Raw genomic sequence first — 21,683 nt, forward strand, 5'->3', positions numbered from 1 at the left:
CCCCGTGGAATAAGGGCACCCTAAGTAGCGTTATGCTCCTGGAGAAGGATTAACCACACAAGTGACTAGGTGATTCTAAGGAGAGCGCACACCACGGTGGCTGAGAAGGACACGCACGCAGAAAGCACACGCCAGGAGATCAAACAGCACGGCGTCGGACAAGAGAGCGCCAAGCAACACGGCACCCGGCAGCAGGCTGCGCCCCAGGGCGCTCAACCGCAGGACAAGCCGCAGCCCGGCGCCACGAAGGCCACGATCCACTCCCCGGGGACCTATCCCCCGGGCGAAGATCCACGCCGCTGGAAGGTCCTCGGCGTGATCCTCACGACGATCTTCATGTCGCTGATCAGCGTGTCCATCATCAACGTGGCCCTGCCCTCCATCCAGCAGGGCCTGGGTGCGACCGAATCCGACATCCAGTGGGTCCTCGCCGGCTACACCCTGACCTTCGGCGTCGTCCTCGTCGCCGCGGGACGTGCCGGCGACCTGCTGGGCCGCGGCGGGATCTACCTCATCGGCCTCGGCATCTACACGATCTCCGCCATCGCCGCGGGCTTCGCACCCACCGCGGAGGCCCTCAACGTCACCCGTTTCATCCAAGGCATCGGCGCTGGCCTGCTCAACCCACAGGGTGTGGGCATGATCCAGCAGTACTTCCGCGGCAAGGAACGCGGCCGGGCCTTCGGCTGGTTCGGCACCGTCGTGGGCGTGGCCGTGGCCATCGGCCCCACCCTGGGCGGCTTCCTCATCCGACTCGGCGGGCCCGAGCACGGCTGGCGCTGGACCTTCCTGGTCAACGTCCCCTTCGGCCTGCTGGCCTTCGCCCTCGCGCTGCTGTGGTTCCCCCGCCCCCTGCTGGGCCGCGTCAAGGACCCGGTCACCGGCCGCAACGTCGGCGTCGTCCGCGCCATCCGCAGCCTCGACCCGATGGGCTCCCTGCTGCTGGGCCTGACCGTCCTGGCCTTCCTCTACCCTTTCGTGGAACACAACGGAAGCGCCCGCAACTACCTGCTGCTACCCGTCGCCGCTCTCCTGCTTCTCGCCTGGCTGGCCTGGGAGCGCCACGTGAAAACCACCAAGCCCTTCGAGCCGATGGTGGACATGCAAATCTTCCGCTTCCCCAGCTTCCGCCTGGGCACCATGCTCGCGGGAGTGTACTTCATGGGCATCACCAGCATCTGGGTGCTCGTGGCACTCTTCTTCCAAAACGGCCTTGGCCACAGCGCACTGGTCGCCGGAGCCGTGGGCATCCCCGCGGCAATCAGTAGCTCTTTCTCAGCCAACTGGGCCGGCAAGCGAGTCGGCGATCGCGGTCGCACGGTCGTCATCCAGGGCATCACCGTGGCTCTGACCGGCATTGCGTTGACGATCCTCGTGCTCGCGCTGCACCACACCGCCGGGGTTTCCGAGTGGTGGATGGTGCTGACCCTCTTCCTCGTCGGCACCGGCCAGGGCGCGGTCATCGGCCCGAACCAAACGCTCACGCTCGCCGACGTCCCCCTCAACTACGCCGGCAGCTCCGGCGCCGTCCTCCAAACCGCCCAGCGCATCGGCACCGCGGTGGGGCTGGCGTTCATCACCGCGATCGTCTTCGCCAGCGCCCGCGCGATCAACTGGACGTTCGGCACCGCCATCGGCTTCGTGACCATCGGGGTACTCATGGGGATCGGCCTGCTCATCGCCCTCTATGACCACCGCACGCGCGCCCGCCAGGCCCAGTAGCGCTTCTTTTCCAGGACGTCCGTCCCTCGCGGTTGTTGTTGAGGACGTCGCGGCAGGACGTCAGGCTGGGACGTCGGGGCAGGACGTCAGTTCCGCGCCCTGCCAGCCCCGCGGACCTCGGCGATGGGGACGTCCTGCTCGATGCCCCAGGCCTCCCACTCGGCGGCGGTCTTGGTCTTGAATGCGGCCGCGAACTGCTCCTCGGTGCCGTCCACGCCCAGCAGCTGCATCGCCCGGGCCATAAAGTGTGGCTCCAGGGCAGCGAAGGCCACGTGGGTGGGGGTGGCACCCTCCACTTCAGCACCCTCGACTTCAGCGCCTTCTGCCCCGCCCCCAACGGACTCGCCAGCACCCTCTTCCACGCTGCCAGCGGGTGCGGCCTCGTAGATCCGGTAGCCCGGCAGCGCCCCGCCCAGCAGGCCACCCGGCGCGCTCAGACCGAACTGCGCGGGCATCGCGAAGGCCTCCGCCGCATCCGCGAGCGCGACCTCGTGATAGCCACCCCCAACAGCGGCGCAGTTACCTCGCTCCTCAGCGCCCCGACTTTCTGCGTCTTGACCGCCTGCACCCTGGCCTGCGGAGTCCTCACCCGCATTCCGGCCCAGCAACAGCGCCAACGCCGCCTGCACCGCAAGCTCGGCACCCGCCAGGTCGGCCACGGGCACCGTCGGCATCGCCGGTGGCAAGAGCGTACCCGCATGGGCCTGGTAGGTCAGATCATGACCGGCAAGATCGGCGTCGTCCCCCGAATGGCCAACGATCGCGACCTGACACAACCGCGGATACGCCGCGTGCAGCTCGTCCCAGGCGAGCCCCAGTCGCGCGAGTGCGGCGGGCCGGGAGGAGGTGATCAGGACGTCGCAGGTGGAAAGCAACTCCTGGAGTGTGCCGCGGTCTGCATCCTCCTTGAGGTTCAGGGCCACCACCTGCTGGCCGGCACACAGCCACTCGTAGTACTTCGGTGCCGCCTGGGCCATGAGGTCCCCGGTGGGGCCTTCGATCTTGGTCACCTTCGCGCCCATCTCGGCCAACCTGCGGGCCGCAATCGGGCCCGGCAGATTCGGCGCGAGGCTCAGAACATTCACGCCGCGAAGCACGCTCGGTGGTACTGGCAAAGGCACAACAATCCCCTCCTGTGTCCGGACGCTCTGGGCACCCGGGAATAAACAATGTGACGGAACTCACATATGGCGATATTAGCAACCAGAAATGGTCCCGCCCGCGTTTCGCGAGTGACGCGCATCACTGCATGTCTACGCCGGTTCCCAGCCCGCTCCCACCGATTTTTAAAGCGCCACTACCCCCGCCGCAGAACGCACCCCAACACCCGCCCTTTTCACGATTTGTGAAAGAAATCGCCCCACACGCTGCGCTTTTCCGTATCGTGGAAAACCGTGCCCCTCGGCGCGACGCGGGAAAACCCCCGCCAATCGCCCCCGCACCCGGGTCAGCAGACCAGCGCGGCACACCGCGCACCGAACAGATGCTGAGAGGCTGCCGAACACGATTCTGGAGAGAATGCCTCTGGGATTCCTTGTCCGAGGCCGCAGCACAGGTGGCCGTCGAAACAAATGGAAAGGATTGAGTCCCCTTGACCAGCTCAAGCACGGAGAACTCAAACACTACTGACCAGGCATCCGCCAACCCGACCCGCATCGACTTCCTCTACCTCAACGAGGAAGAGATGGTCGACGCCGGTGTCACCGACCTCGCCGCGTGCGTCGAGACGATGGAGGAAACCCTCATCCTGCTCGCCGACGGCGACTACCGCATGGCAGGCGCGTCCGCGAACTCCCACGGCGCGCAGATCAACTTCCCGGACGACCCGGAGCACGAAGGCATGCCCGCCAACGGCCCCGACCGTCGCTTCATGGCCATGCCCGCCTACATCGGCGGCCGCTTCCAGAACTCCGGTGTGAAGTGGTACGGCTCCAACGCCGACAACCGCCAGAACGACCTGCCGCGGTCCATCCACCTGTTCATCCTCAACGACGCCGTCACCGGCGCACCGCTGTCCGTGATGTCCGCGAACCTGCTCTCCGCCTACCGCACCGGCTCCGTCCCGGGCGTGGGCGTCAAGCACCTCGCCCTCGAGAACGCCGAGACCGTCGGCATCGTCGGCCCAGGCGTCATGTCCCGCACCATCCTCGGCGCCGCACTGACCCAGCGCCCAAGCATCAAGAACGTCAAGATCAAGGGCCGCTCCGCAGGCTCCACCCAGCGCGCCGCCGACTGGATCAAGGAGAACTACCCGCAGCTCGAGGACGTCCGCATCGTCGAGACGGAAGAAGAGGCAATCCGGGACTCCGACATCGTCATCACCGGTACCTCCACCTCCCCGGACGGCCCGTCCGGCTTCCCGTACCTGAAGAAGGAATACCTGAAGCCAGGCGCCCTGCTGCTCATGCCAGCAGCCGCCCGCCTCGACGACGAGTTCGTCCAGTCCGATGACTGCCGCCTCGTTGTCGACTACACCGGCCTCTACGAAGAGTGGTTCAACGAAAACGGGCCGGACGTGACCTACGAACGCCTGCTCGGCATCCCGGGCAACCGCTGGTGGGACATGAAGGAAGAAGGCACCCTGCCTGCAGACAAGCTCGTCAACATCGGCGACATCGCCTCCGGCAAGGCACCAGGCCGCCAGAACGACGACGAAATCTTCTGCTACTCCATCGGCGGCATGCCCGTCGAGGACGTCGCCTGGGCCACCGACATCTACGAAAACGCCCTGAAGAAGGGCATCGGCACCAAGCTCAACCTCTGGGACACCCCACGGTTGACCTAAAGCCTGCGGCAACAGACCGCACGCAGCAACGCCCGGTCGTCACAGCACTGACCGGGCGTTTTCCCTACCATTGGTAGTGAGAACTGAATACACAACTGAATATCTGCACGACTTGCACACCACAAACGCCAAGAAGCGAAGTGAAACCCCATGGGTAAGTTCAAACCCGGAAGCGAACACACCACCCCAGAAGGCATCCAGAAGTTCATCCGCGACGAAGAGATCCGCTGGGTGGACGTCCAATTCACCGACGTGCCAGGCATCGAACAGCACCTCACCGTGCCAGCGTCCGCCTTCGACGAGGACGCGATCCAGGAAGGCCTCGCATTCGACGGCTCCTCCATCGCCGGCTACACCAGCGTCGACAACTCCGACATGATGCTGCTGCCCGACCTCGAGACCGCGTTTGTGGACCCCTTCCGCAAGTCCAAGACGCTGAACGTGAAGTTCTTCGTCCACGACCCGCACACCCGCGAGCCATTCAGCCGCGACCCGCGCAACATCGCACGCAAGGCTGAGCAGTACCTCGCGGAACTCGGCTTCGCCGACACCTGCAACTTCGGCGCCGAGGCGGAGTTCTACATCTTCGACTCCGTGCGCTACGACTCCACCACCAACAAGTCCTTCCACGAGGTGGACTCCGTCGAGGGCTGGTGGAACTCCGGAGCGAAGGAGAACCCGGACGGCTCCCGCAACCTGGGCCACAAGGTGCGCACCAAGGGCGGTTACTTCCCCACCGCGCCGTACGACCACATGCAGGACCTCCGCGACGAGATCGGTGAACACCTGCAGGAGGTCGGCTTCGACGTCGAACGCTCCCACCACGAGATGGGCTCCGGCGGACAGCAGGAAATCAACTACCGCTTCAACACCCTCCTGCACGCCGCGGACGACATGCAGACCTTCAAGTACGTCGTGAAGAACACCGCGAAGTTCAACCAGAAGTCCGCCACCTTCATGCCCAAGCCGCTCGCCGGCGACGGTGGCTCCGGCATGCACATCCACCAGTCCCTCTGGAAGGACGGCCAGCCGCTGTTCCACGACGAGAACGGTTACGGTGGGCTCTCCGACATGGCGCGCTACTACATCGGCGGCATCCTCAAGCACGCCGGTGCCGTGCTGGCGTTCACGAACCCGACGATGAACTCCTACCACCGCCTGGTGCCGGGCTTCGAGGCGCCGGTGAACCTGGTGTACTCCCAGGAGAACCGCTCCGCCGCGATCCGCATCCCGATCACCGGGTCCAACCCGAAGGCCAAGCGCATCGAGTTCCGTGCGCCGGACCCATCCGGTAACCCGTACCTGGCGTTCACCGCCGCGATGATGGCCGGCCTGGACGGCATCAAGAACCGCATCGAGCCAGGTGATCCGGTGGATAAGGACCTCTACGAGCTGCCGCCGGAGGAGCTCAAGGACATTCCGACCGTGCCGTACTCCCTGGACGGGGCGCTCGAGGCGCTGGAGGAGGATCACGACTTCCTCACCGCCGGCAACGTGTTCACCGAGGACCTGATCGAGGCACACATCCGGTACAAGTTCGACGAGGAGATCATGCCAGCCCGCCTGCGCCCGACCACGCAGGAGTTCGAGCTGTACTACGACTGCTAGTCGGTTTTCTGGCTGGTCAGATCGAAGGAGGGGCGACGGTCCGCGTGGCCGTTCGCCCCTCCTTCGCGTTTCGCAACACTCTCGCGCGTTTTGCAGAGTTTGATGCGCGAATGGGGGCGCGCGCTGAGCCCCCACGGCTCGTTTTGGGCTGTGGAATGTCACAAAACCCGCAAAAAATGACACGCCACGGCCCAAAACCAGGTTCGCTGCCCGCTAGTTGGTGCGTTTGCGCTCTCTTTTATACGTTTTGCAGAGTTTGATGCGCGAATGGGGCGTGCTGAGCCCCCTCACGGCCCGTTTTGGGCTGTGGAATGCCACAAAACCCGCAAAAAATGACACGCCACGGCCCAAAACCAGGTTCGCTGCCCGCTAGTTGGTGCGTTTGCGCCCTCTTTTATACGTTTTGCAGAGTTTGATGCTGCTTTTCAGCCGATTTCCGGCATCAAACTCTGCAAAACACGCGAAGTCAGGAACACAATCTGCAAAACACGAATAAGGCGCGTGCCTGGGGCGAGCGCACAGCCACGTGTGTGCTGGTGCGCGCACGCGGCGCGCAAATAGGCGCGTGCTGAGCCCCCTCACGGCCCACTCGTGGGCCGTTTTGGGCTGTGGAATGTCACAAAACTCGCAAAAAACGACACGCCACGGCCCAAAACCAGGTTCACCGCCCGCTAGTTGGTGTGTTTTGCAGAGTTTGATGCGCGTTTCCACGCCCCCTTCGCGCATTCCCGCTCCCTCTGTACGTTTTGCAGAGTTTGATGCTGCTTTTCGCCCGATTTCCGGCATCAAACTCTGCAAAACACGCGAGAGGTCAGGCACACGATCTGCAAAACATTCGAGTAGGTGGAGTTCTTTCGCGGGCCGCTGGCCCGCCGGCTCCACTACGCGCACCCCGACGCTGCCCCCTTCGCGTTATGAGCGTCGGATCCCGCCCCGTGAAGATGGCCCACCCCGGCGGTGGCGTGCGGGGCGTAGGGCGTTACTATGCCCTGCGTGACTAAGAAGTTTCGGGAACTCCCACCGCCGGGCCCCGCGTGGGGCGGCAGCCTCATGGGCACCTCGATCGTCGCGCGCCTTCTCGTCGAGAAGAACATGATGATCGGTGCGAGCATCTTCGCAGCGATCGCGTGCGTGATCCTCGTGGCACTGACCATCGGCTTCGCCCGCTACCGGCAGCCGAGCTTCCAGCGCACCACCGTGGCCGAGTGGTCAATGTTCTTCATCGGCATTCTGGCGCTCGGGGCTGCACTCTCTGGTCTGACGGACGTCCCCACCTACCGCCTCATCGGGTTCTGGATTGGTGCACCCGTCACCACCGTGACGTGGGCGATCCAGCTATCCCGCTTTTCTGGGACACCACGATTCACATGGGGATTGCCGCTGGTCGGGCCGATGATTTCAGCCTCCGTGGCGGGCTGGCTGGCCCGCGATTACGGGCAGATGTACCACGTCATGGGCACCGCGTTCTTCGTGATGTCGCTGCTCACCGCCGTGCCGGTTTTCGCGCACGTGTACTGGGCGGCGTGGCACGGCGAGGTGGATCTTTCGGGACCGAATTCCGCGACCGCGTGGGTGCCACTCGGCGTGATCGGGCAGTCCACGACCGCGATGCAGATCCTCTACCCCAGCACGACTTCGGTGTACTACGGCTACGTCGCGCTGGTGCTTGCTATTCCGCTGGCGATCTACGCGATGGTCACCTTCTACCCGAATGTGGCGCGGTGGGTGGATTACTCCCCGGCGTGGTGGTCGTGCACCTTTCCGCCGGGCACCGTCAGCATGGGCGGCCACCAGGTTGCGCTGGTCAATGGTTCGCAGTGGCTGGACGCGGTCGCGCTGGCGATCCCCTTCCTACTTCTGGCGCACTGGACGGCCTGCTCGAGCCGCTTCCTCGGCTGGGTTGCTGAGGGCCGCCGCGGTTCCACCGCCTAGCCCCCGGCACGATCCCGGACCCTAGCTCCTTGCGCGGTTGTCCCCCGGCCACCTAGCCCCGGCCGCGCCCTCCTCACGGCCCGCGCGTGGCCCGTTTTGGGCTGTGGAACGTCACAAAACCCGCAAAAACTGACACGCCACGGCCCAAAACCGGATTCACGGCTTGGCCAGCACTGGGCCCGGGCCGGTCGCTGGAAGCGCTCGGCCCTCTCCCCTATGCGCGTTTTGCAGAGTTTAATGTCGCTTTTTGGCCGATTTCCGGCATCAAACTCTGCAAAACATGAAAGAGGTGAGTGGAAAGCGGGAACACACTCTGCAAAACGTGAATAGGGTGCGCGCTGGAGGTAGCGCACAACCCCGTGTGTGCTGGTGCGCGCACGCGGCGCGCAAATTAGGGGCGTGCTGCGCCCCCCTCACGGCCCGCCCGTGGCCCGTTTTGGGCTGCAGAATGCCAAGAAACGCGCAAAAAGCGACACGCCACAGCCCAAAACCGGGTCACGGCTTGGCTTGGCCGGGCCCGGGCCCGGTCGCTGGAGGACCGCGGCCCTCTCCTCTATGCGCGTTTTGCAGAGTTGAGTGTCGCTTTTTGGTCAATTTCCGGCATCAAACTCTGCAAAACGTGAATAGGGTGCGCGCTGGAGGTAGCGCACAACCCCGTGTGTGCTGGTACGCGCACGCGGCGCGCGAATGAGGGGCGTGCTGCGCCCCCCTCACGGCCCGCCCGTGGCCCGTTTTGGGCTGTGGAATGCCACGAAACGCGCAAAAAGCGACACGCCACAGCCCAAAACCGGGGTTGTGGCCGGGGCAGCTGGGGTGGGTGGCCTAGAGGCCGGGGGGTACCCCTAGCAACTCGGGGCTAGTGCTCAGCCACGCCGCCTCGCGGCTCCGGGGCCTACCCCTGGCAATCCGGGGCTAGCGCTCAGCCACGCCGCCTCGCGGCTCCGGGGCCACGCCTGGCAGCTCGGGGACCACCGCTGGCATGGGGCGGCGCTCCGTCCTCAGCGCCCACGCCAGCACCAGCCCGGACACCACGCACACGACCGCAGCAAACATAGGTACGCCGGGCCACGGCGCGGCGATGTTGACGTCCAAAACCATGAGCACGGCCCCAACACCGTAGGCCACAACGAAACTACCCACCGCAACAACAACGCACGCCCGCGTCCCCCGCGCGCCGTAAACCGCGCCGAGGGCAGAACCTGCCACCGTGCCCATCAGGAAACTGAGGAACACGCACAGTCCGGTCAGCGCAAACGTCCCCACCGGCATGCCGGGGCCGTCGCTGGCGTAACGCACGCCGTCGGCAACCTCATAACCATGCGCCTGGACAGTGAAGGAAGCAAAGTCCTGGTAGAAGGTCGGATTCCGATCCGCCACAATAATCATCAGCGTGACCAGGACCGCAGCCAGAAGCGACACCACCACAGCAGACACAGCCGCGGACCGCACCCAGCGGGTACTGCTCACCCCGAAAACGCGCAGCCGCACCGAACGCGCGGCCGTCACCGCGAACAGCACCGCGAGCACAAGGATCGCGAGCATCGTGTTCTCCGTCCCGCGGGAAACAACCAGGCCGCCGAAACCGGCGAGCAGAACCGCACCCGCGCTCACGCCAAGGAAAGTCCGCGGGTTCGTGGCGCTAAAAACTCCGAGTGTCATTGTGCGCTCCTTTCGATATAAGCGCTGGTACTGGCCAGGTCGATGAGTTCCGCGGGGTCGAGATAGCTCACCTCTACGCCGAGGGTGCGCGCATGCTCGGCAGCCGACGCGCTCAGCGGTGCGGCAAGCACGAGCTCAGTGCGCTCCCCCAGGGTTTTCCGCGAGAACACCGGCAGATCCGCTGCGATCTGCCCCACCTGCTCCGTCAGCCCGCGCAGCACCGGGTGGCACGTGCGCAGCTGCTCGACGTCGAATGGACCGTGGGGTTCGTGGTCGTGGATAACGATCAGGGTCTCCACCAGGCCCGCGAGGTCCTGGGAGTGCTGGGAGGTCAGGACGATCGTCCGTTCCAGGGCTGCGTTGTTGGGTAGGACGACGTCACCGCCGTCGGTGATGGCTGCGTCCGCGGCGTCGTCCGTAACGGCGTCGATGAACATGCTGCGCAGACGGTGACGGAACTCGACGTCCAGGCCGTTGAAAGGTTCGTCGAAGAGGAGCGCCGGCTGGCCGGAGGCGAGGGCTGCGGCGGTGATCACCATCTGGCGTTGCCCGAGGCTGAGGCTCTTCATCGGGGTGGTGGCCGGGAAGTCGAGGAGGGATTCGGCGCGGCTGATGTCGAGATCTGACCAGCCGGTTTTCGCGATAGCGAAGTACTCGCGCGGGGTGGCTCCGTATAGGGCGGCGTCGGGGGCGGCCTGCGCTAGCGCCGTGCCGGGGTTCTGGGCGAGGGTGCGCAGGTAGTAGGTCTTGCCGGCGCCGTTGGGGCCGATGACTCCGTAGATGCTCACTTCTCCTCCTTCAGCATGGCGATGATTTCTTCGAGCGAGAGGCCGAGCGCGGCGGCTTCGGTTTTGAGGGGGTCGATGTAGGTGCGTTGGAATGCGCCCTTGCGCTCACTGCGGATGCGCTCGCGGGCGCCTTGGGTGACGAACATGCCGAGCCCTCGTTTCTTTTCAACGAGCTTTTCCTGTGAGAGTTCCGTCATGGCTTTGGCTGCCGTTGTGGGGTTGACCTGGTAGAACTCCGAGAGTTCTTTCGTGGACGGGGCTCGCTGGTCAATGGCGAGCTCCCCGGACAAGATCATGGACTTTAGGTCCTCCGCGATCTGTATGTAGATCGGACGGGGATCCGTTGGATCAGTCTGCATGACCACCTCCCTGGTTATGGGGTTTACCATGTAGGTCATAAACCTAAGGGTAGGGGTGGGCTGGTGTCAAGGTTTTGCGGCAAAACCGCGCGTTGACGCAGGTCACGGTGAAGCGCAGCGCAGCGGCCCGGGGCCGGGTGGCCTCGTGACCGGGGCAGGCTGGAGTTGCCGGCCCCTATGCCCGTTTTGGGCTGCAGAATGTCACAAACCCCGCGAAAAGTGACACGCCACAGCCCAAAACCAGGTTCGTGGCCACCACCTGTTCCGAACGCATCGCGCAGAGCCCCGTAAAACTCACGCCCCGTGGCCCAATCCCATGACCCAGCGCGGCCGGGGCCGGGGTGGCCCAAGGCCCTACGCCCGTTTTGGGCCGTGGAATGTCACGAAACGCTCAAAAAGCGACACGCCACAGCCCAAAACCGGGCTTGCGGCCGGGGTGGGCTCGGGGCCGGGGTGGCCCAGGGCTCCAATGCGCGTTTTGCGGAGTTTAATGTCGCTTTTCGCCCGATTTCCGACATCACACTCTGCAAAACATGAATGGCGGAGCATGAATGGTGGGTGGGTCCGGGCCCGGGATAGGCCGGGGTCTACCCCTGGTGGGGCGTGCTGAACCCCCTCCCGGCCCGTTTTGGGCTGCAGAATGTCACAAAACCCGCAAAAAGTGACACGCCACAGCCCAAAACCGGGTTCGTGGCCGGAGCTGGCTGGGGTCGGCGGCCTTGGGCCGGCTGGAGCCTTGTGGCCGGGGCTGGCCGGGGGTGGCCGCGTGGCCGGCGCAGCTGGCTGGGGTGGCCCAGGGCCCCAACGCACGTTTTGCAGAGTTTAATGTCGCTTTTTGGCCGATTTCCGACATCAAACTCTGCAAAACATGAATGGCGGAGCATGAATGGTGGGTGGGTCCGGGCCCGGGATAGGCCAGGGGCCGGGGTCTACCCCTGGTGGGGCGTGCTGAACCCCCTCCCGGCCGCCCGTGGCCCGTTTTGGGCCGCAGAATGTCACGAAACCCGCGAAAAGTGACACGCCACAGCCCAAAATCAGGTTCGCGGGCTCGCTTGGCCGGGGCTGGCCGGGGTGGCCCAGGGCCCCTATGCGCGTTTTGCAGAGTTTAATGCCGCTTTTCGCCCGATTTCCGGCATCAAACTCTGCAAAACATGAATGGTGGGGCGTGGCCTGGTCGGGGCCTGGGTGGGGCGTGGCCTGGTCGGGGCCTGGGTGGGGCGTGGCCTGGGTGGGGCGTGAATGATGCGGTGGGTCCGCGCCTAAGCCAGGTAGGGCCCTGCGCCCCTAGCCCTGGCGGCCTTCGGCCTGCGCCTTGATCTGCCCCTCCAGCGCGCCCTGCATCATGTCGTGCAGCGGCGTCGGCACACCAACGCGCGCAGCCATGCGACGCACCGCGCCCACCTGCGCATCCAGCTCATTCGGCAGCCCATCACGGATATCGCGCTGCATCGAGCTGGTCGCGGAATCCGGCTGCTTATCAGTGAGCGCCATGGTCTTTTCCACGATGTCCTCCGGCAGCCCCACGCCGTGCGCCCGCGCGGCCGCCTCGTACTCCCGCATCAGACCCTCGAGCGTGCTACGCAGCCCCGGCTTGCCCTCAGCACCCTCTTCCCGCAGGAAGCCCAGCGGCTGGTGAGCCAGCGCACCCAGCGCACCCGTCGGCGTCACGAACATGGCCTTGGACCAGATCTCCACGAAGATGTCATCCCAGACCTCGGACTTGAAACCCGCCTTGACCAGCGCCTCGCTGAGCTCGCAGGCCACCCGGTAAGCATGGCTATCCTGCGCACGGTCGAAGGTACCGATGTTCAGCACCTTCATTCCCGGCAGGAACTGCGCGGTCGCCGGCCCCTTGTGCACGAAGTAGCCGCGCACGATGCCCGGAATCACGTTCTCCTCGCCGTACTGCTCCGCGACCAGCTGCGGCACCTCCACCGAGTTGTGCAGGGTCACGATCGGCACCTGCTTACCGTCGGCGGTCTTGATGCCGGAGACGTCCGGGAAGGAGTCGTTGCCCGGCAGGGACTTCGTCGCATTGATAATGACGTCCAGCCCGCCCATCGTCTCCGCAAGTTCCTCGAAGTTTTCTGCCGCGGCGACGTTGGAGACCACCGAGGTCTCCTCATTGTCATCGATGAGCGTTAGGCCCTTGGTGCGTAGCGCCTCGAGGGTTTCGTTGCGGGCGACGAAGCCAACCTCCCGGCCCGTCTCGGCCATGCGACCGCCATAGTATGCGCCCAGCGCACCGGCACCCAGAAAACCAATCTTCAAAGCCACGCCTCCTCAAGGCTCGCGAAAACAGTTGCGAACCCCACCATACGTCGGTGGCATGAGCGGCGGCGCGCGCCCAGCCCGGCCAGGCCAGTTCCCTAGTTCTCGACTTCCTTGGTCTCCGCGATGGAGTCCAGGATGTACTGCTTCACGCGCTCAGCGTCGTTCGGCAGGTCAACCACGTGGCGGTCGGCGTCCATAATTCCGGCGAAACGCTCCGGAACCTCAGGGACCTCCCCGATGGCCTCCTCGATGGTCTCCGCGAACTTCACCGGCAGCGCCGTCTCCAGGACCACAATCGGGCCCTCAACCTGGTCACGCCACTGCTGCGCGGCCTTCACACCATCGGCGGTGTGCGGGTCGATGATCACGCCCAGGCGCTCGTGCAGATCCCGGATCGTCGCCACGCGATCCGCGTGCGAGGACGTGCCGGACGCGAAACCATACTTCGCGGCCGCCTCCGGGAACGCCGGATCCTCTGCCAGGGAGAACCCGCCCTCGCGCACCTTCACACCGAACAGGTCCGCCACCCGATCGGCATCCCGACCCAGCAGGTCGAAGACGAAGCGCTCGAAGTTCGATGCACGGGAAATATCCATCGACGGGCTGGAGGTCTTCAGCGTCTCCGCGGAGCTGCGCACCCGGTACTCGCCGGTGCGGAAGAACTCGTCCAGCACATCGTTTTCATTCGTCGCGACGATCAGGCGGTCGATCGGCAGGCCCATCTGCTTGGCGATGTGGCCTGCGCAGATGTCGCCGAAGTTACCGGTCGGCACGGAGAAGCTGATCTTCTGGTCATTCGACTCGGTCAGCTTCAGCCAGGAGGAGATGTAGTACACGACCTGGGCCATCAGGCGCGCCCAGTTGATGGAGTTCACCGCACCGATGCGGTTATCCCGCTTGAAATCCGCATCCGCGGACACGGCCTTCACCACGTCCTGGCAGTCATCGAAGACCCCGTCGAGGGCGATGTTGAAGATATTCGGGTCATCCAGGCCGAACATCTGCGCCTGCTGGAAAGGCGTCATGCGCCCGGCCGGGGTCAGCATGAACACGCGGATCCCCTGACGGCCACGCATCGCGTACTCCGCCGCCGAGCCCGTGTCACCGCTGGTCGCGCCCAGAATGTTCAGGGTCTCGCCGCGGCGGGCCAGCTCGTACTCAAACAGCTCGCCGAGCAGCTGCATGGCCATATCCTTAAACGCGGCCGTCGGCCCCTCAGAGAGGTGGCCCAGGTACATGCCGTCCTCGAGCTCCGTGACGGGGACGATTTCCTCGTGCGCGAAAGCCTTCGTCGTATACGCACGGGCCGTGATGGCCTCCAGGTCCTCGGCCGGGATGTCGTCCACAAAGATCTTCAGCACCTCGGCAGCCAGCGCGGCGTAGCCCTTCTCCGCGAGCAGCTCGCGCCACTCGGTGAGGGTCTCATCGCTCAGCTGCGGGTACTCGGCAGGCAGGTAGAGGCCGCCGTCCGGGGCCAGGCCACCCAGCAGGATGTCCGAGAACTTGGCGGGGGTACGGGAAGAATCACGAGTCGAAATGTAGTCCACGTCTCCACATCCTAGAGCACTGCCCCGACATCGGGTGAGACCAGCCGAAACAGGCTAGACTAACCTGCGTGAAACAGCCCCACCCCACCCCCCGACGCGAATCCTCCCAGGAGACGTCTGCGTCCAACGTGGTGTCGTCCGGCGCCGCAGCGACCAACGGGGCGGTGTCAGGTAAGCCGGTGTCCGACGGTGCGGTGTCCGACGGGGCGACCGACACCGCAATGCCCGACGGAGCAGCGTCCGGAACGGCGACGTTCGACGGGGCGCCGTCCGACACAGGGGCCAACGGGGCAGCGTCCGGAACGACGACGTCCGGAACGACGACGTCGCGAGCAGTCACGGCGAGTCGGAAGGTCACGGCAGAGCGTCCGGCGACGTCGGGGCGGTCGGTTGCGGCATCCCGCCCGGCGCGGCCGGTCTACCAGTCCCCCATCGCGGTGTGGGCCTGTTGGCTGCTGGCCAATATTTTTCAGCTGTGGATCGTGGCCACCTACCGCTGGGGCACCGAGGACCTGAGCTACTACCGCAACGGCAGCCTGCTCTCCGGCCCGTTCGGCGAGCACATCGTCGGAATCGGTGGCAGCCCCACCCCGTTGAGTGAGTACCCGGACGTCGGCGTGTGGCCCATCCGCGCGGTCAAGGCCGTGGCGGACGGGCTGGCACCCGGCAGCGAGACCGCATTCTTCCTGATCTTCGCCCTCGCGTGCTGCCTGCTCGGGGCGCTGTTCACCGGGTATCTTCTGCGTTTGGGGCGGTTCCTCGGGGCGTGGACGTGGGTCGGCGTGAGCTTCGCCATCGGGCCGATCCTGCTGACCCGGCTGGACCTGATCCCCGGGCTCGCGGTCGGCGTGGGGGTGGCCGTGGTGATCTCCCACCCGCGGGTCGCAGGCGCCTTGTTGGCCTTCGCCACCGCGTCAAAGCTGTGGCCGGGGGTGTTGGCGGTTGCCCTCGTGGACCGGTGGGATACGCGCGGTACATGGCAGCGGCTGGGCTTCTTCGCCCTCACGCTCGCCGTGCTGGTGGGTATCACCACCGCCACCGAAGGCTTCGAGCGCGTCATCAGCCCGCTGACGTATCAGGACGTCCGCGGCCTCCAGGTGGAGTCGGTCGCCGCGACGCCGTTTACCTTCCTCTCCGCCTTCGACGATCGCTGGGAGATCAACCTCTCCTCCTCCAAGAGCTATGAGGTCACCGGGCCCGGTGTGGAGTTGGCGATGCACGCCGCCACCGCGGTCATGGCGCTGACCCTGCTGCTGGGCGTGTATATGGCGCTGCGGCACTTCTTCCGCGGCGGGTGGAACACCGAACGCGCCCTGGCCGCGGCGACGATGCTCGTGGCCCTGCTACTGCTCGGCAATAAGGTGTTCTCTCCGCAGTACGTGCTGTGGCTGGCACCCCTGATCTGCCTGGCCATGCCTGCAAGGATTGGGCGGCGCGAGGTGCGCGGCGAGGGTGCCCGGTGGCGGGACGTGCTGCTAGACACCAGCAAGGGCGCTCCCCTGGTACTCGGGGTGCTCACCGTGATCATCGCGGGTCTAAGCTTCCTGGTCTTCCCCATCTCCTATGGCTGGCTGGTTTCCGCCGGCCCGGCAGTGATCCCGGCAAGCATCCTCGTGGTGCGCAACCTGCTGTGCATCCTCGTGGCAGTCATCGCCGTGCGCTGGTGGCTGCGAGTTTCCCGTCCCGGCGCGCAGGTCGTGTAAGCCTCAGCCTTCCACGCTGAAGACACGGCGTCGGCTTTCCCCTGCGCGCGGGCTGTATTTGGTGCGGCTTGGGCGCGTGTCGGCGAGACCACGGCGTTCCCCGGCCCGCGGGCTGCCTAGCCCCGGGGCCCCTCACACCGGCCCGGCGAGCCCAGCAGGACGCCAGCGGGTGACGTCCTGAAAAAGAAGAAGGCCTACTCCCCCAGCAGGAAGTCCACGGTCCCGTGGGGATCGGCGAAGAACTCCGCGAGCGCGGTGAAGGCCTCGGTCTGCTCCAGCGCGGTGGTGCGGATGCCGCGGTCACCGATCTCGTAGATCGTGGTGCCGGGAAAGGCCATGAGGATCGGCGAATGCGTGGCGATCACAAACTGCGCGCCCTGGCGAACCTCCTCCGCAATTTGGCCAAGCAACGCCATCTGGCGGATCGTGGACAGGCCGGCCTCGGGCTCGTCGAGAAGGTAAAGCCCGGCGCCGTCGATGTACTCGTGGAAGATGTCGAAGATCGACTCCCCATGGGAGCGGGCGGTGATGTCCCAGTCTACCTCCAGTCGGTTTCGGCCCGCGGCCTCCATCGGCGACTGGTTGTGCAGCACCTGGGTCAGGTGGCTCTCCGCGCGCAGGAAATAGCCCCGGAGCAGCGGCTGCGAAAGGTCCGCGACGAGGTCGTGGACCAGCGGCGACTCGGTGCCCGTGCTCGCCTGTTTGAACGGATCGTCCAGGCGGCCGCCGGTGGCGCCGAAGCCCAGTTTGAGGGCGAGCGCCTCCAGGAGCGTGGACTTTCCCACGCCATTTTCCCCAGAGAGCACGGTCACCGGCGAGGGGAACTCCAGCCGGCCACGCTCGCGAAGATCAGCGACGACCGGCATCTGGTGCACCCAGGAGCTGGGCTCGCGCAGCACGTGGCGCAGCCGGATGGCCCGCAGCGGGAGCGTGGATCTCATGGGCTTAAGCTTAGCGGGAGGCCGATGACGGGCTGCGGGTAGCGGTTAGAGCGCGAGGCTGCGGTGCACCGCCGTCATCGCCTGGCGCACATAGGAACCACCGAACACCGCGACGTGCAGGAAAAGCAGGTGCAGCTGGTGCAGTGGCACGCGCTGCCGCCACGAGGAATCCCAGCCCGCGGCCTCCTGATACGCACCCAAGATGAGCTCCTGGTGGGCGATGCCGAACAGCTGCAGGGCGGCCAGGTCCGTCTCCGGGTGCCCGCCGTGTGCGGCCGGGTCGATGAGTACTGCGCCCTCGGGGCTCCACAGGACGTTGCCCGCCCACAGGTCGCCGTGGCAGCGGGCCGGGGCCTGGGTGCCAAGGGCGTCGAAGTCCCCGTCGCGCAGGAGCTCCAGCAGCGTACTGACAGCCTGCTGGTCCTCGTTCGACAGGCCACCCCAGGCGGGCTCGATCAGGGGCTCTAAGAGGTTCGCGTAGAACTCGCCCCAGCTCTCCCACTGCCCCAGCGGCAGCGGCAGAAGGTGCTCGTTCGGGCCTTGGTAGCCGCTCCCCTCCCAGGGCTCGCCAGCGGCGTTCACGGGGCCGGCGCCGAAACACGGGGCGCCCGCGGCGTGCGTGGCGGCTAGTTCGCGACCAAAGGCCTCCGCGGCCTCCGGGGTGGGTCGGGTCTCCTGCACCCGCTCCAGGACGACCATGTCCGGGGTGCGCTCCACGACGCCGACCACCCGGGCGCCCTGAGCGGCACGGGGCCCGTCACCGTCCCGGGCGACTCCGCCACCGTCCTTCGCGGCGGCCCCGCCACCGTCCCGGGCGGCAGCCAGCCACTCCAACCCGGCAGCCTCCCACGCGCCGGTGCGCCCCGGATTGTGCTTGGTGAACGTGCCCATCAAATCACTCCCTGACTCACTGCCCGCTGGCGGGTGTTGTGCTTGCCTAAAGCTTTAGCCGACGACCTTCTCCGGATCCCCCAAGCGGTCGCCTAGCCCCACCAATACCGCGAACACCACACCGAGTGCCAGCGCCAGCCACACCCACACCTTGTGCCAACGCGGCCCCATCTTCACCGCAAAATACGCGCCCAGGAACGCGCCCAGTGTGTTGCACCACCAATCGTCCACCGAGGTACGCCCCACCGAGAACACGTACTGGCAGACCTCGATACCCAGGCTCAGCAGGGCCGCGATCCACACCGCCCGCCACACGGGCCGGTTCACCCCGAAAAACACCACAACCAGCAGCATGCCAAGGGGAACGAAGAAGGCCACGTTGCCCACGTAGTCGAAGACCACCCCGAAGATCGTCGGGGACTGCCCGACCAGCTCAAAAGGAACCAGCAACAGCTCGCGCACCCGCTGATTCTCCGGCTTCCACAGCAAACCGATCTGGTAGAAGCTTTTGCCCACCGTCAGCGCCAGGACGACGGCCACGTAGGCGCCCAGTGCCGTCAGCTGCAGCGCGCGGGCTGGCCGGGCTGGATCGTGGGATGTAGTGCGAGACATGCCACCGAATCCTAGCGACGCGGCCGGGTGGCCACCACTCCAACCAGGCCCAGCGCCCACACGCCGAGCACCACGAACCAGCCGAAGCGGAACTCCGCCCAGGTGTAATCCCCGTTCGGAGCAGCCAGCGTCAGGTAGATCCCCATCGCCTGGTTCGCGGCCATCCCGGCCAGCCAACCACCCATGTTCGCCAGCCCCGTCGCAGTGGCCACAAACTCACGCCGGCACTCCTCGCGCACCGAGTCAAAACCGATATTTGCCAGCGGCGAGACCACCCCCATTACCACGTTCATCACGAACGCCGCAGCGGCCGTCCGCGGTTCCGGGGAAATGAAGAACAGCAGCCACGCGGCCGCACCCAACGACGTCCCCACCACGATGGCCTTCCACCGCGACCGCCCCAACCGGGCGGACAGAAACCCCACCAGCACCCCACAGACCGCCATCGCGAGCGTAGAGGCGGAGATCGCCCACCCGGCGGTGGGCTTATCCATACCCATGCCCAGCGTCATGATCGGCATGCCCCACAGCAGGGTGAACACCACCAGCAGGGACAGCCCCGACCAGTGGATGAAGAAGCCGTGCCAGGCGGTGCGGTTGCCCAGCGCGTACTTCACCGCCACCATCGGCGAGGGGCCCGGTCCGTCTTCTTGGTTTTCGACGCCGCCGCGCCGGCCGCTCGCCAGCTCACCCGGCGTATCCCACACGACGACGAAGGCCACGATCCCTACGAGCAACCCCACCGCGCCCAGGGACACAAACCCGATGCTCCAGCCCGCGGAACCAACCAGCGCGAGGAAAGGCACCGCGGAGAGGAACTGCCCCAACTGCCCCACCGCCCCGGTGGCCTGACCGAACAGTGGCGCTGTGCGCAGCGGGAACCAGGCAGGAATGATCCGCATGACGGACAGGAACGCGGTGGCGTCCCCCGCACCCACCAGCACACGGGCAGCCACAGCCACCGGGAAGCTCGTCGTGAACGCCAGCAGCACCTGGCCCACAGCCATCAGCACCGCCCCGTAGAGCATCATCTTCCGCGGCCCCAGCCGGTCCACCAGCAGGCCCGCGGGGATCTGGGCGAAGGCGTAGGTCGCCAGCTGCACGGTGGTGAACACCGCCAACTGCCCGGCGTTGATCTGGAACTGGTCGAGGGCGTCCACGCTGACCACGCCCAGGGAGGTGCGCCCCAGCACCGCCATGACGTAGACGAGAACACCCGTAACCCAAATTCCCACCGCCCGTGGGGTCACGGTGGTGGGAATGGGGCTGTTACTGGCAGAAGTCACGGTTTACGCGTCGCGCTCCTCATTCTCAGCAGCTGCGGCAGCGCCAGCGCCCTGCAGCTCCGGATCGTCCTCCGGAATCTCGATGCCCTTGACCCGCGATGCCAGGCCCTGGACCACACGGCCCACGGCCATATCGCCGGTGACGTTCGCGGCGGTGCCGAAGGAATCCTGCGCCAGGTACAGGGCGATCATCAGGGTCAGCATCGGCTGGTCGAAGCCCAGCATGGACTCCAGCACGCCCAGCGCGGTCATCACCGCACCACCCGGGGCGCCCGGGGCGGCGACCATCATGATGCCCAGCACCAGGATGACCGGGATCATCTGGCCGACGGAGATCATCTCACCGTGCGCCAGTGCCCACACGGCCATGGAGCAGGAGGTGATGGTGATGATGGAGCCGGAGAGGTGAATATTGGCGTTCAGCGGGATCAGGAAGTCCGCGAAGCGTGGGTGCAGGCCCGCCTTCTTCGCCGAGCGCAGGGTGACCGGGATGGAGGCCGCAGACGACTGGGTGCCCAGCGCGGTGACGTACGCCGGCAGCATCGTGCGCAGCATCGTGAACGGATTCTTGCTGGAGACCGCACCAGCGATGCAGTACTGGAAGACCAGCATGACCCAGTGCAGGACCAGCACCATGATGAAGACCTTCGCGAAGACAGCGAGGATGTTCGCCACCACGCCGGCGTAGGTCAGGTTGCCGAACACGCCCATCACGTGGAACGGCAGCAGCGGGATCACCACGGAGCTCAGCAGGCGCTCGATGATCTGGCGGAAATCATCCGTCAGCTGGTACATCGTGCGATCGCTCAGACGGGTCATCCCCAGGCCGACGACGAAGGCGAGGATCAGCGCGGTCATGACGTCCATCACCGGCGGGATCTCGATGCTCGTATACGCCTCGACGAGGGCGTCCTCCGGGTTATCGGTTTCCATCAGCCCCTGGGCGCCGTCCAGCAGGAAGCGGAACAGACCGAAGGAGGTCAGCAGCGCCAGCAGACCGGCGATGACCGTCGAGCTGTAGGCAACACCCAGGGACAGGCCCAACAGCTTGCCCGCACCGCGCCCCAGGGAACCAATGCCCGGGGCGATGAAGCCGAAGATGATCAGCGGGATCACGAAGCTCAGGAAAGTGCCGAAGATCTGGTTAAAGGTGGCGAACGCGCGGATCGGCCACTCGACATCCGCGGAGCGGCAGATCGCGCCGACCACGATGCCGATCACGATGCCCGCGATCAGTCTGACAATAAGGGGGATCCGGTTCACGAATACTCCTGCTGGGTTTATGGGTAATCGCCCAGATTATGGGCGGGATCAGGGCACAGTTTAGGTTTCCATCCCCCAGATGGGTTAATTGACAGTGAACAATCCCCGCATCGGGGCGCTATACATCCCCCGAAGTAGGTAATCCTCGGGGGTATGCGGGGCTTCCGGGGTCCCCGGTTCTCGATCGACGGGCAGCGCGGCGCTGGCGGGCAGTGCCGTGCCGGTAAGGCCGGCGCGGTACTGGTGCGGACGTGCTCAGCGGACCGGGCTCGGCGGACGGCGCCCCCGCTACAACCGCGGTCGGCGCCCGCGG

The 21,683-nt window shown here is 65.9% G+C and carries 16 protein-coding genes; 5 read left to right on the forward strand and 11 right to left on the reverse strand.

The window, feature by feature from the left end; genetic code table 11:
- Positions 1–69 precede the first annotated feature (69 nt).
- The gene (locus QP140_RS02200; protein WP_284757873.1) at positions 70–1,722 is read left to right on the forward strand and encodes an MFS transporter; all 1,653 of its coding nucleotides are present in this window, start codon (positions 70–72) and stop codon (positions 1,720–1,722) included.
- An 86-nt stretch (positions 1,723–1,808) separates the two neighbouring features.
- On the opposite strand, the gene QP140_RS02205 is transcribed toward QP140_RS02200, so the two are convergent.
- Entirely contained in the window at positions 1,809–2,843 is a 1,035-nt protein-coding gene (locus tag QP140_RS02205) for a CoA transferase (protein ID WP_284757875.1), read from the reverse strand.
- Positions 2,844–3,406: 563 nt separating this feature from the next.
- Here QP140_RS02205 and QP140_RS02210 point away from each other — a divergent pair.
- The 3 genes from QP140_RS02210 (at position 3,407) to QP140_RS02220 (ending at position 8,047) form a co-directional block, all read left to right on the forward strand.
- On the forward strand, positions 3,407–4,507 hold the full coding sequence (locus QP140_RS02210) for a tyramine oxidase subunit B (RefSeq protein WP_284757995.1): 1,101 nt from the start codon (positions 3,407–3,409) through the stop codon (positions 4,505–4,507).
- Positions 4,508–4,657: 150 nt separating this feature from the next.
- Positions 4,658–6,115, forward strand: a complete 1,458-nt coding sequence (glnA, locus tag QP140_RS02215) for a type I glutamate--ammonia ligase (protein WP_284757877.1) — start codon at positions 4,658–4,660, stop codon at positions 6,113–6,115.
- Positions 6,116–7,099: 984 nt separating this feature from the next.
- A complete protein-coding gene (locus QP140_RS02220; protein ID WP_284757879.1) occupies positions 7,100–8,047 on the forward strand; it encodes a TDT family transporter in 948 nt (315 codons plus the stop codon).
- 912 nt (positions 8,048–8,959) lie between these two features.
- Here QP140_RS02220 and QP140_RS02225 read toward each other — a convergent pair.
- The 5 genes from QP140_RS02225 to thrC form a co-directional block, all read right to left on the reverse strand.
- Positions 8,960–9,706: a hypothetical protein gene (locus tag QP140_RS02225; protein WP_284757880.1), complete on the reverse strand. Its 747-nt coding sequence runs from the start codon at positions 9,704–9,706 to the stop codon at positions 8,960–8,962.
- On the reverse strand, positions 9,703–10,494 hold the full coding sequence (locus QP140_RS02230; RefSeq protein WP_284757881.1) for an ATP-binding cassette domain-containing protein: 792 nt from the start codon (positions 10,492–10,494) through the stop codon (positions 9,703–9,705). Before QP140_RS02230 ends, QP140_RS02225 begins: the two co-directional genes overlap by 4 nt.
- Positions 10,491–10,853 (reverse strand): GntR family transcriptional regulator, encoded by a 363-nt coding sequence (locus QP140_RS02235; protein ID WP_442874980.1) that lies wholly within the window; start codon positions 10,851–10,853, stop codon positions 10,491–10,493. Before QP140_RS02235 ends, QP140_RS02230 begins: the two co-directional genes overlap by 4 nt.
- A 1,284-nt stretch (positions 10,854–12,137) precedes the next feature.
- On the reverse strand, positions 12,138–13,130 hold the full coding sequence (locus QP140_RS02240) for a 2-dehydropantoate 2-reductase (protein ID WP_284757883.1): 993 nt from the start codon (positions 13,128–13,130) through the stop codon (positions 12,138–12,140).
- Positions 13,131–13,222: 92 nt separating this feature from the next.
- A complete protein-coding gene (gene thrC, locus QP140_RS02245) occupies positions 13,223–14,674 on the reverse strand; it encodes a threonine synthase (RefSeq protein ID WP_148820615.1) in 1,452 nt (483 codons plus the stop codon).
- 68 nt (positions 14,675–14,742) lie between these two features.
- On the opposite strand from thrC, the gene QP140_RS02250 reads away from it, so the two are divergent.
- Positions 14,743–16,377 carry a hypothetical protein gene (locus tag QP140_RS02250; protein WP_284757885.1) on the forward strand — a complete coding sequence of 545 codons (1,635 nt, stop codon included), beginning with the start codon at positions 14,743–14,745 and terminating at the stop codon, positions 16,375–16,377.
- 194 nt (positions 16,378–16,571) lie between these two features.
- Here the strand turns inward: QP140_RS02250 and QP140_RS02255 are convergent, their stop codons facing one another.
- The 5 genes from QP140_RS02255 to QP140_RS02275 are packed head-to-tail and all read right to left on the reverse strand — an operon-like array spanning position 16,572 to position 21,370.
- Positions 16,572–17,318 carry an AAA family ATPase gene (locus QP140_RS02255; protein WP_284757887.1) on the reverse strand — a complete coding sequence of 249 codons (747 nt, stop codon included), beginning with the start codon at positions 17,316–17,318 and terminating at the stop codon, positions 16,572–16,574.
- A 45-nt stretch (positions 17,319–17,363) separates the two neighbouring features.
- Positions 17,364–18,209: a fructosamine kinase family protein gene (locus tag QP140_RS02260; protein ID WP_284757889.1), complete on the reverse strand. Its 846-nt coding sequence runs from the start codon at positions 18,207–18,209 to the stop codon at positions 17,364–17,366.
- A gap of 54 nt (positions 18,210–18,263) precedes the next feature.
- Positions 18,264–18,821, reverse strand: a complete 558-nt coding sequence (locus tag QP140_RS02265; protein WP_148812171.1) for a VanZ family protein — start codon at positions 18,819–18,821, stop codon at positions 18,264–18,266.
- 11 nt (positions 18,822–18,832) lie between these two features.
- Entirely contained in the window at positions 18,833–20,107 is a 1,275-nt protein-coding gene (locus QP140_RS02270) for an MFS transporter (RefSeq protein ID WP_284757892.1), read from the reverse strand.
- A gap of 3 nt (positions 20,108–20,110) precedes the next feature.
- Positions 20,111–21,370 (reverse strand): dicarboxylate/amino acid:cation symporter, encoded by a 1,260-nt coding sequence (locus tag QP140_RS02275; RefSeq protein WP_070761264.1) that lies wholly within the window; start codon positions 21,368–21,370, stop codon positions 20,111–20,113.
- Between the last annotated feature and the right edge of the window lie 313 nt (positions 21,371–21,683).

This window comes from Corynebacterium sp. UMB9976 (genome assembly GCF_030212265.1).
In the GTDB taxonomy this organism is placed as follows: Bacteria; Actinomycetota; Actinomycetes; order Mycobacteriales; family Mycobacteriaceae; genus Corynebacterium.

Coding starts and splice junctions, on each gene's coding strand:
- QP140_RS02235 (WP_442874980.1), bottom strand. CDS start 10,853: ATGCAGACTGATCCAACGGATCCCCGTCCGATCTACATACAGATCGCG.
- glnA (WP_284757877.1), top strand. CDS start 4,658: ATGGGTAAGTTCAAACCCGGAAGCGAACACACCACCCCAGAAGGCATC.
- QP140_RS02255 (WP_284757887.1), bottom strand. CDS start 17,318: ATGAGATCCACGCTCCCGCTGCGGGCCATCCGGCTGCGCCACGTGCTG.
- QP140_RS02220 (WP_284757879.1), top strand. CDS start 7,100: ATGCCCTGCGTGACTAAGAAGTTTCGGGAACTCCCACCGCCGGGCCCC.
- QP140_RS02260 (WP_284757889.1), bottom strand. CDS start 18,209: ATGGGCACGTTCACCAAGCACAATCCGGGGCGCACCGGCGCGTGGGAG.
- QP140_RS02265 (WP_148812171.1), bottom strand. CDS start 18,821: ATGTCTCGCACTACATCCCACGATCCAGCCCGGCCAGCCCGCGCGCTG.
- QP140_RS02225 (WP_284757880.1), bottom strand. CDS start 9,706: ATGACACTCGGAGTTTTTAGCGCCACGAACCCGCGGACTTTCCTTGGC.
- QP140_RS02210 (WP_284757995.1), top strand. CDS start 3,407: ATGGTCGACGCCGGTGTCACCGACCTCGCCGCGTGCGTCGAGACGATG.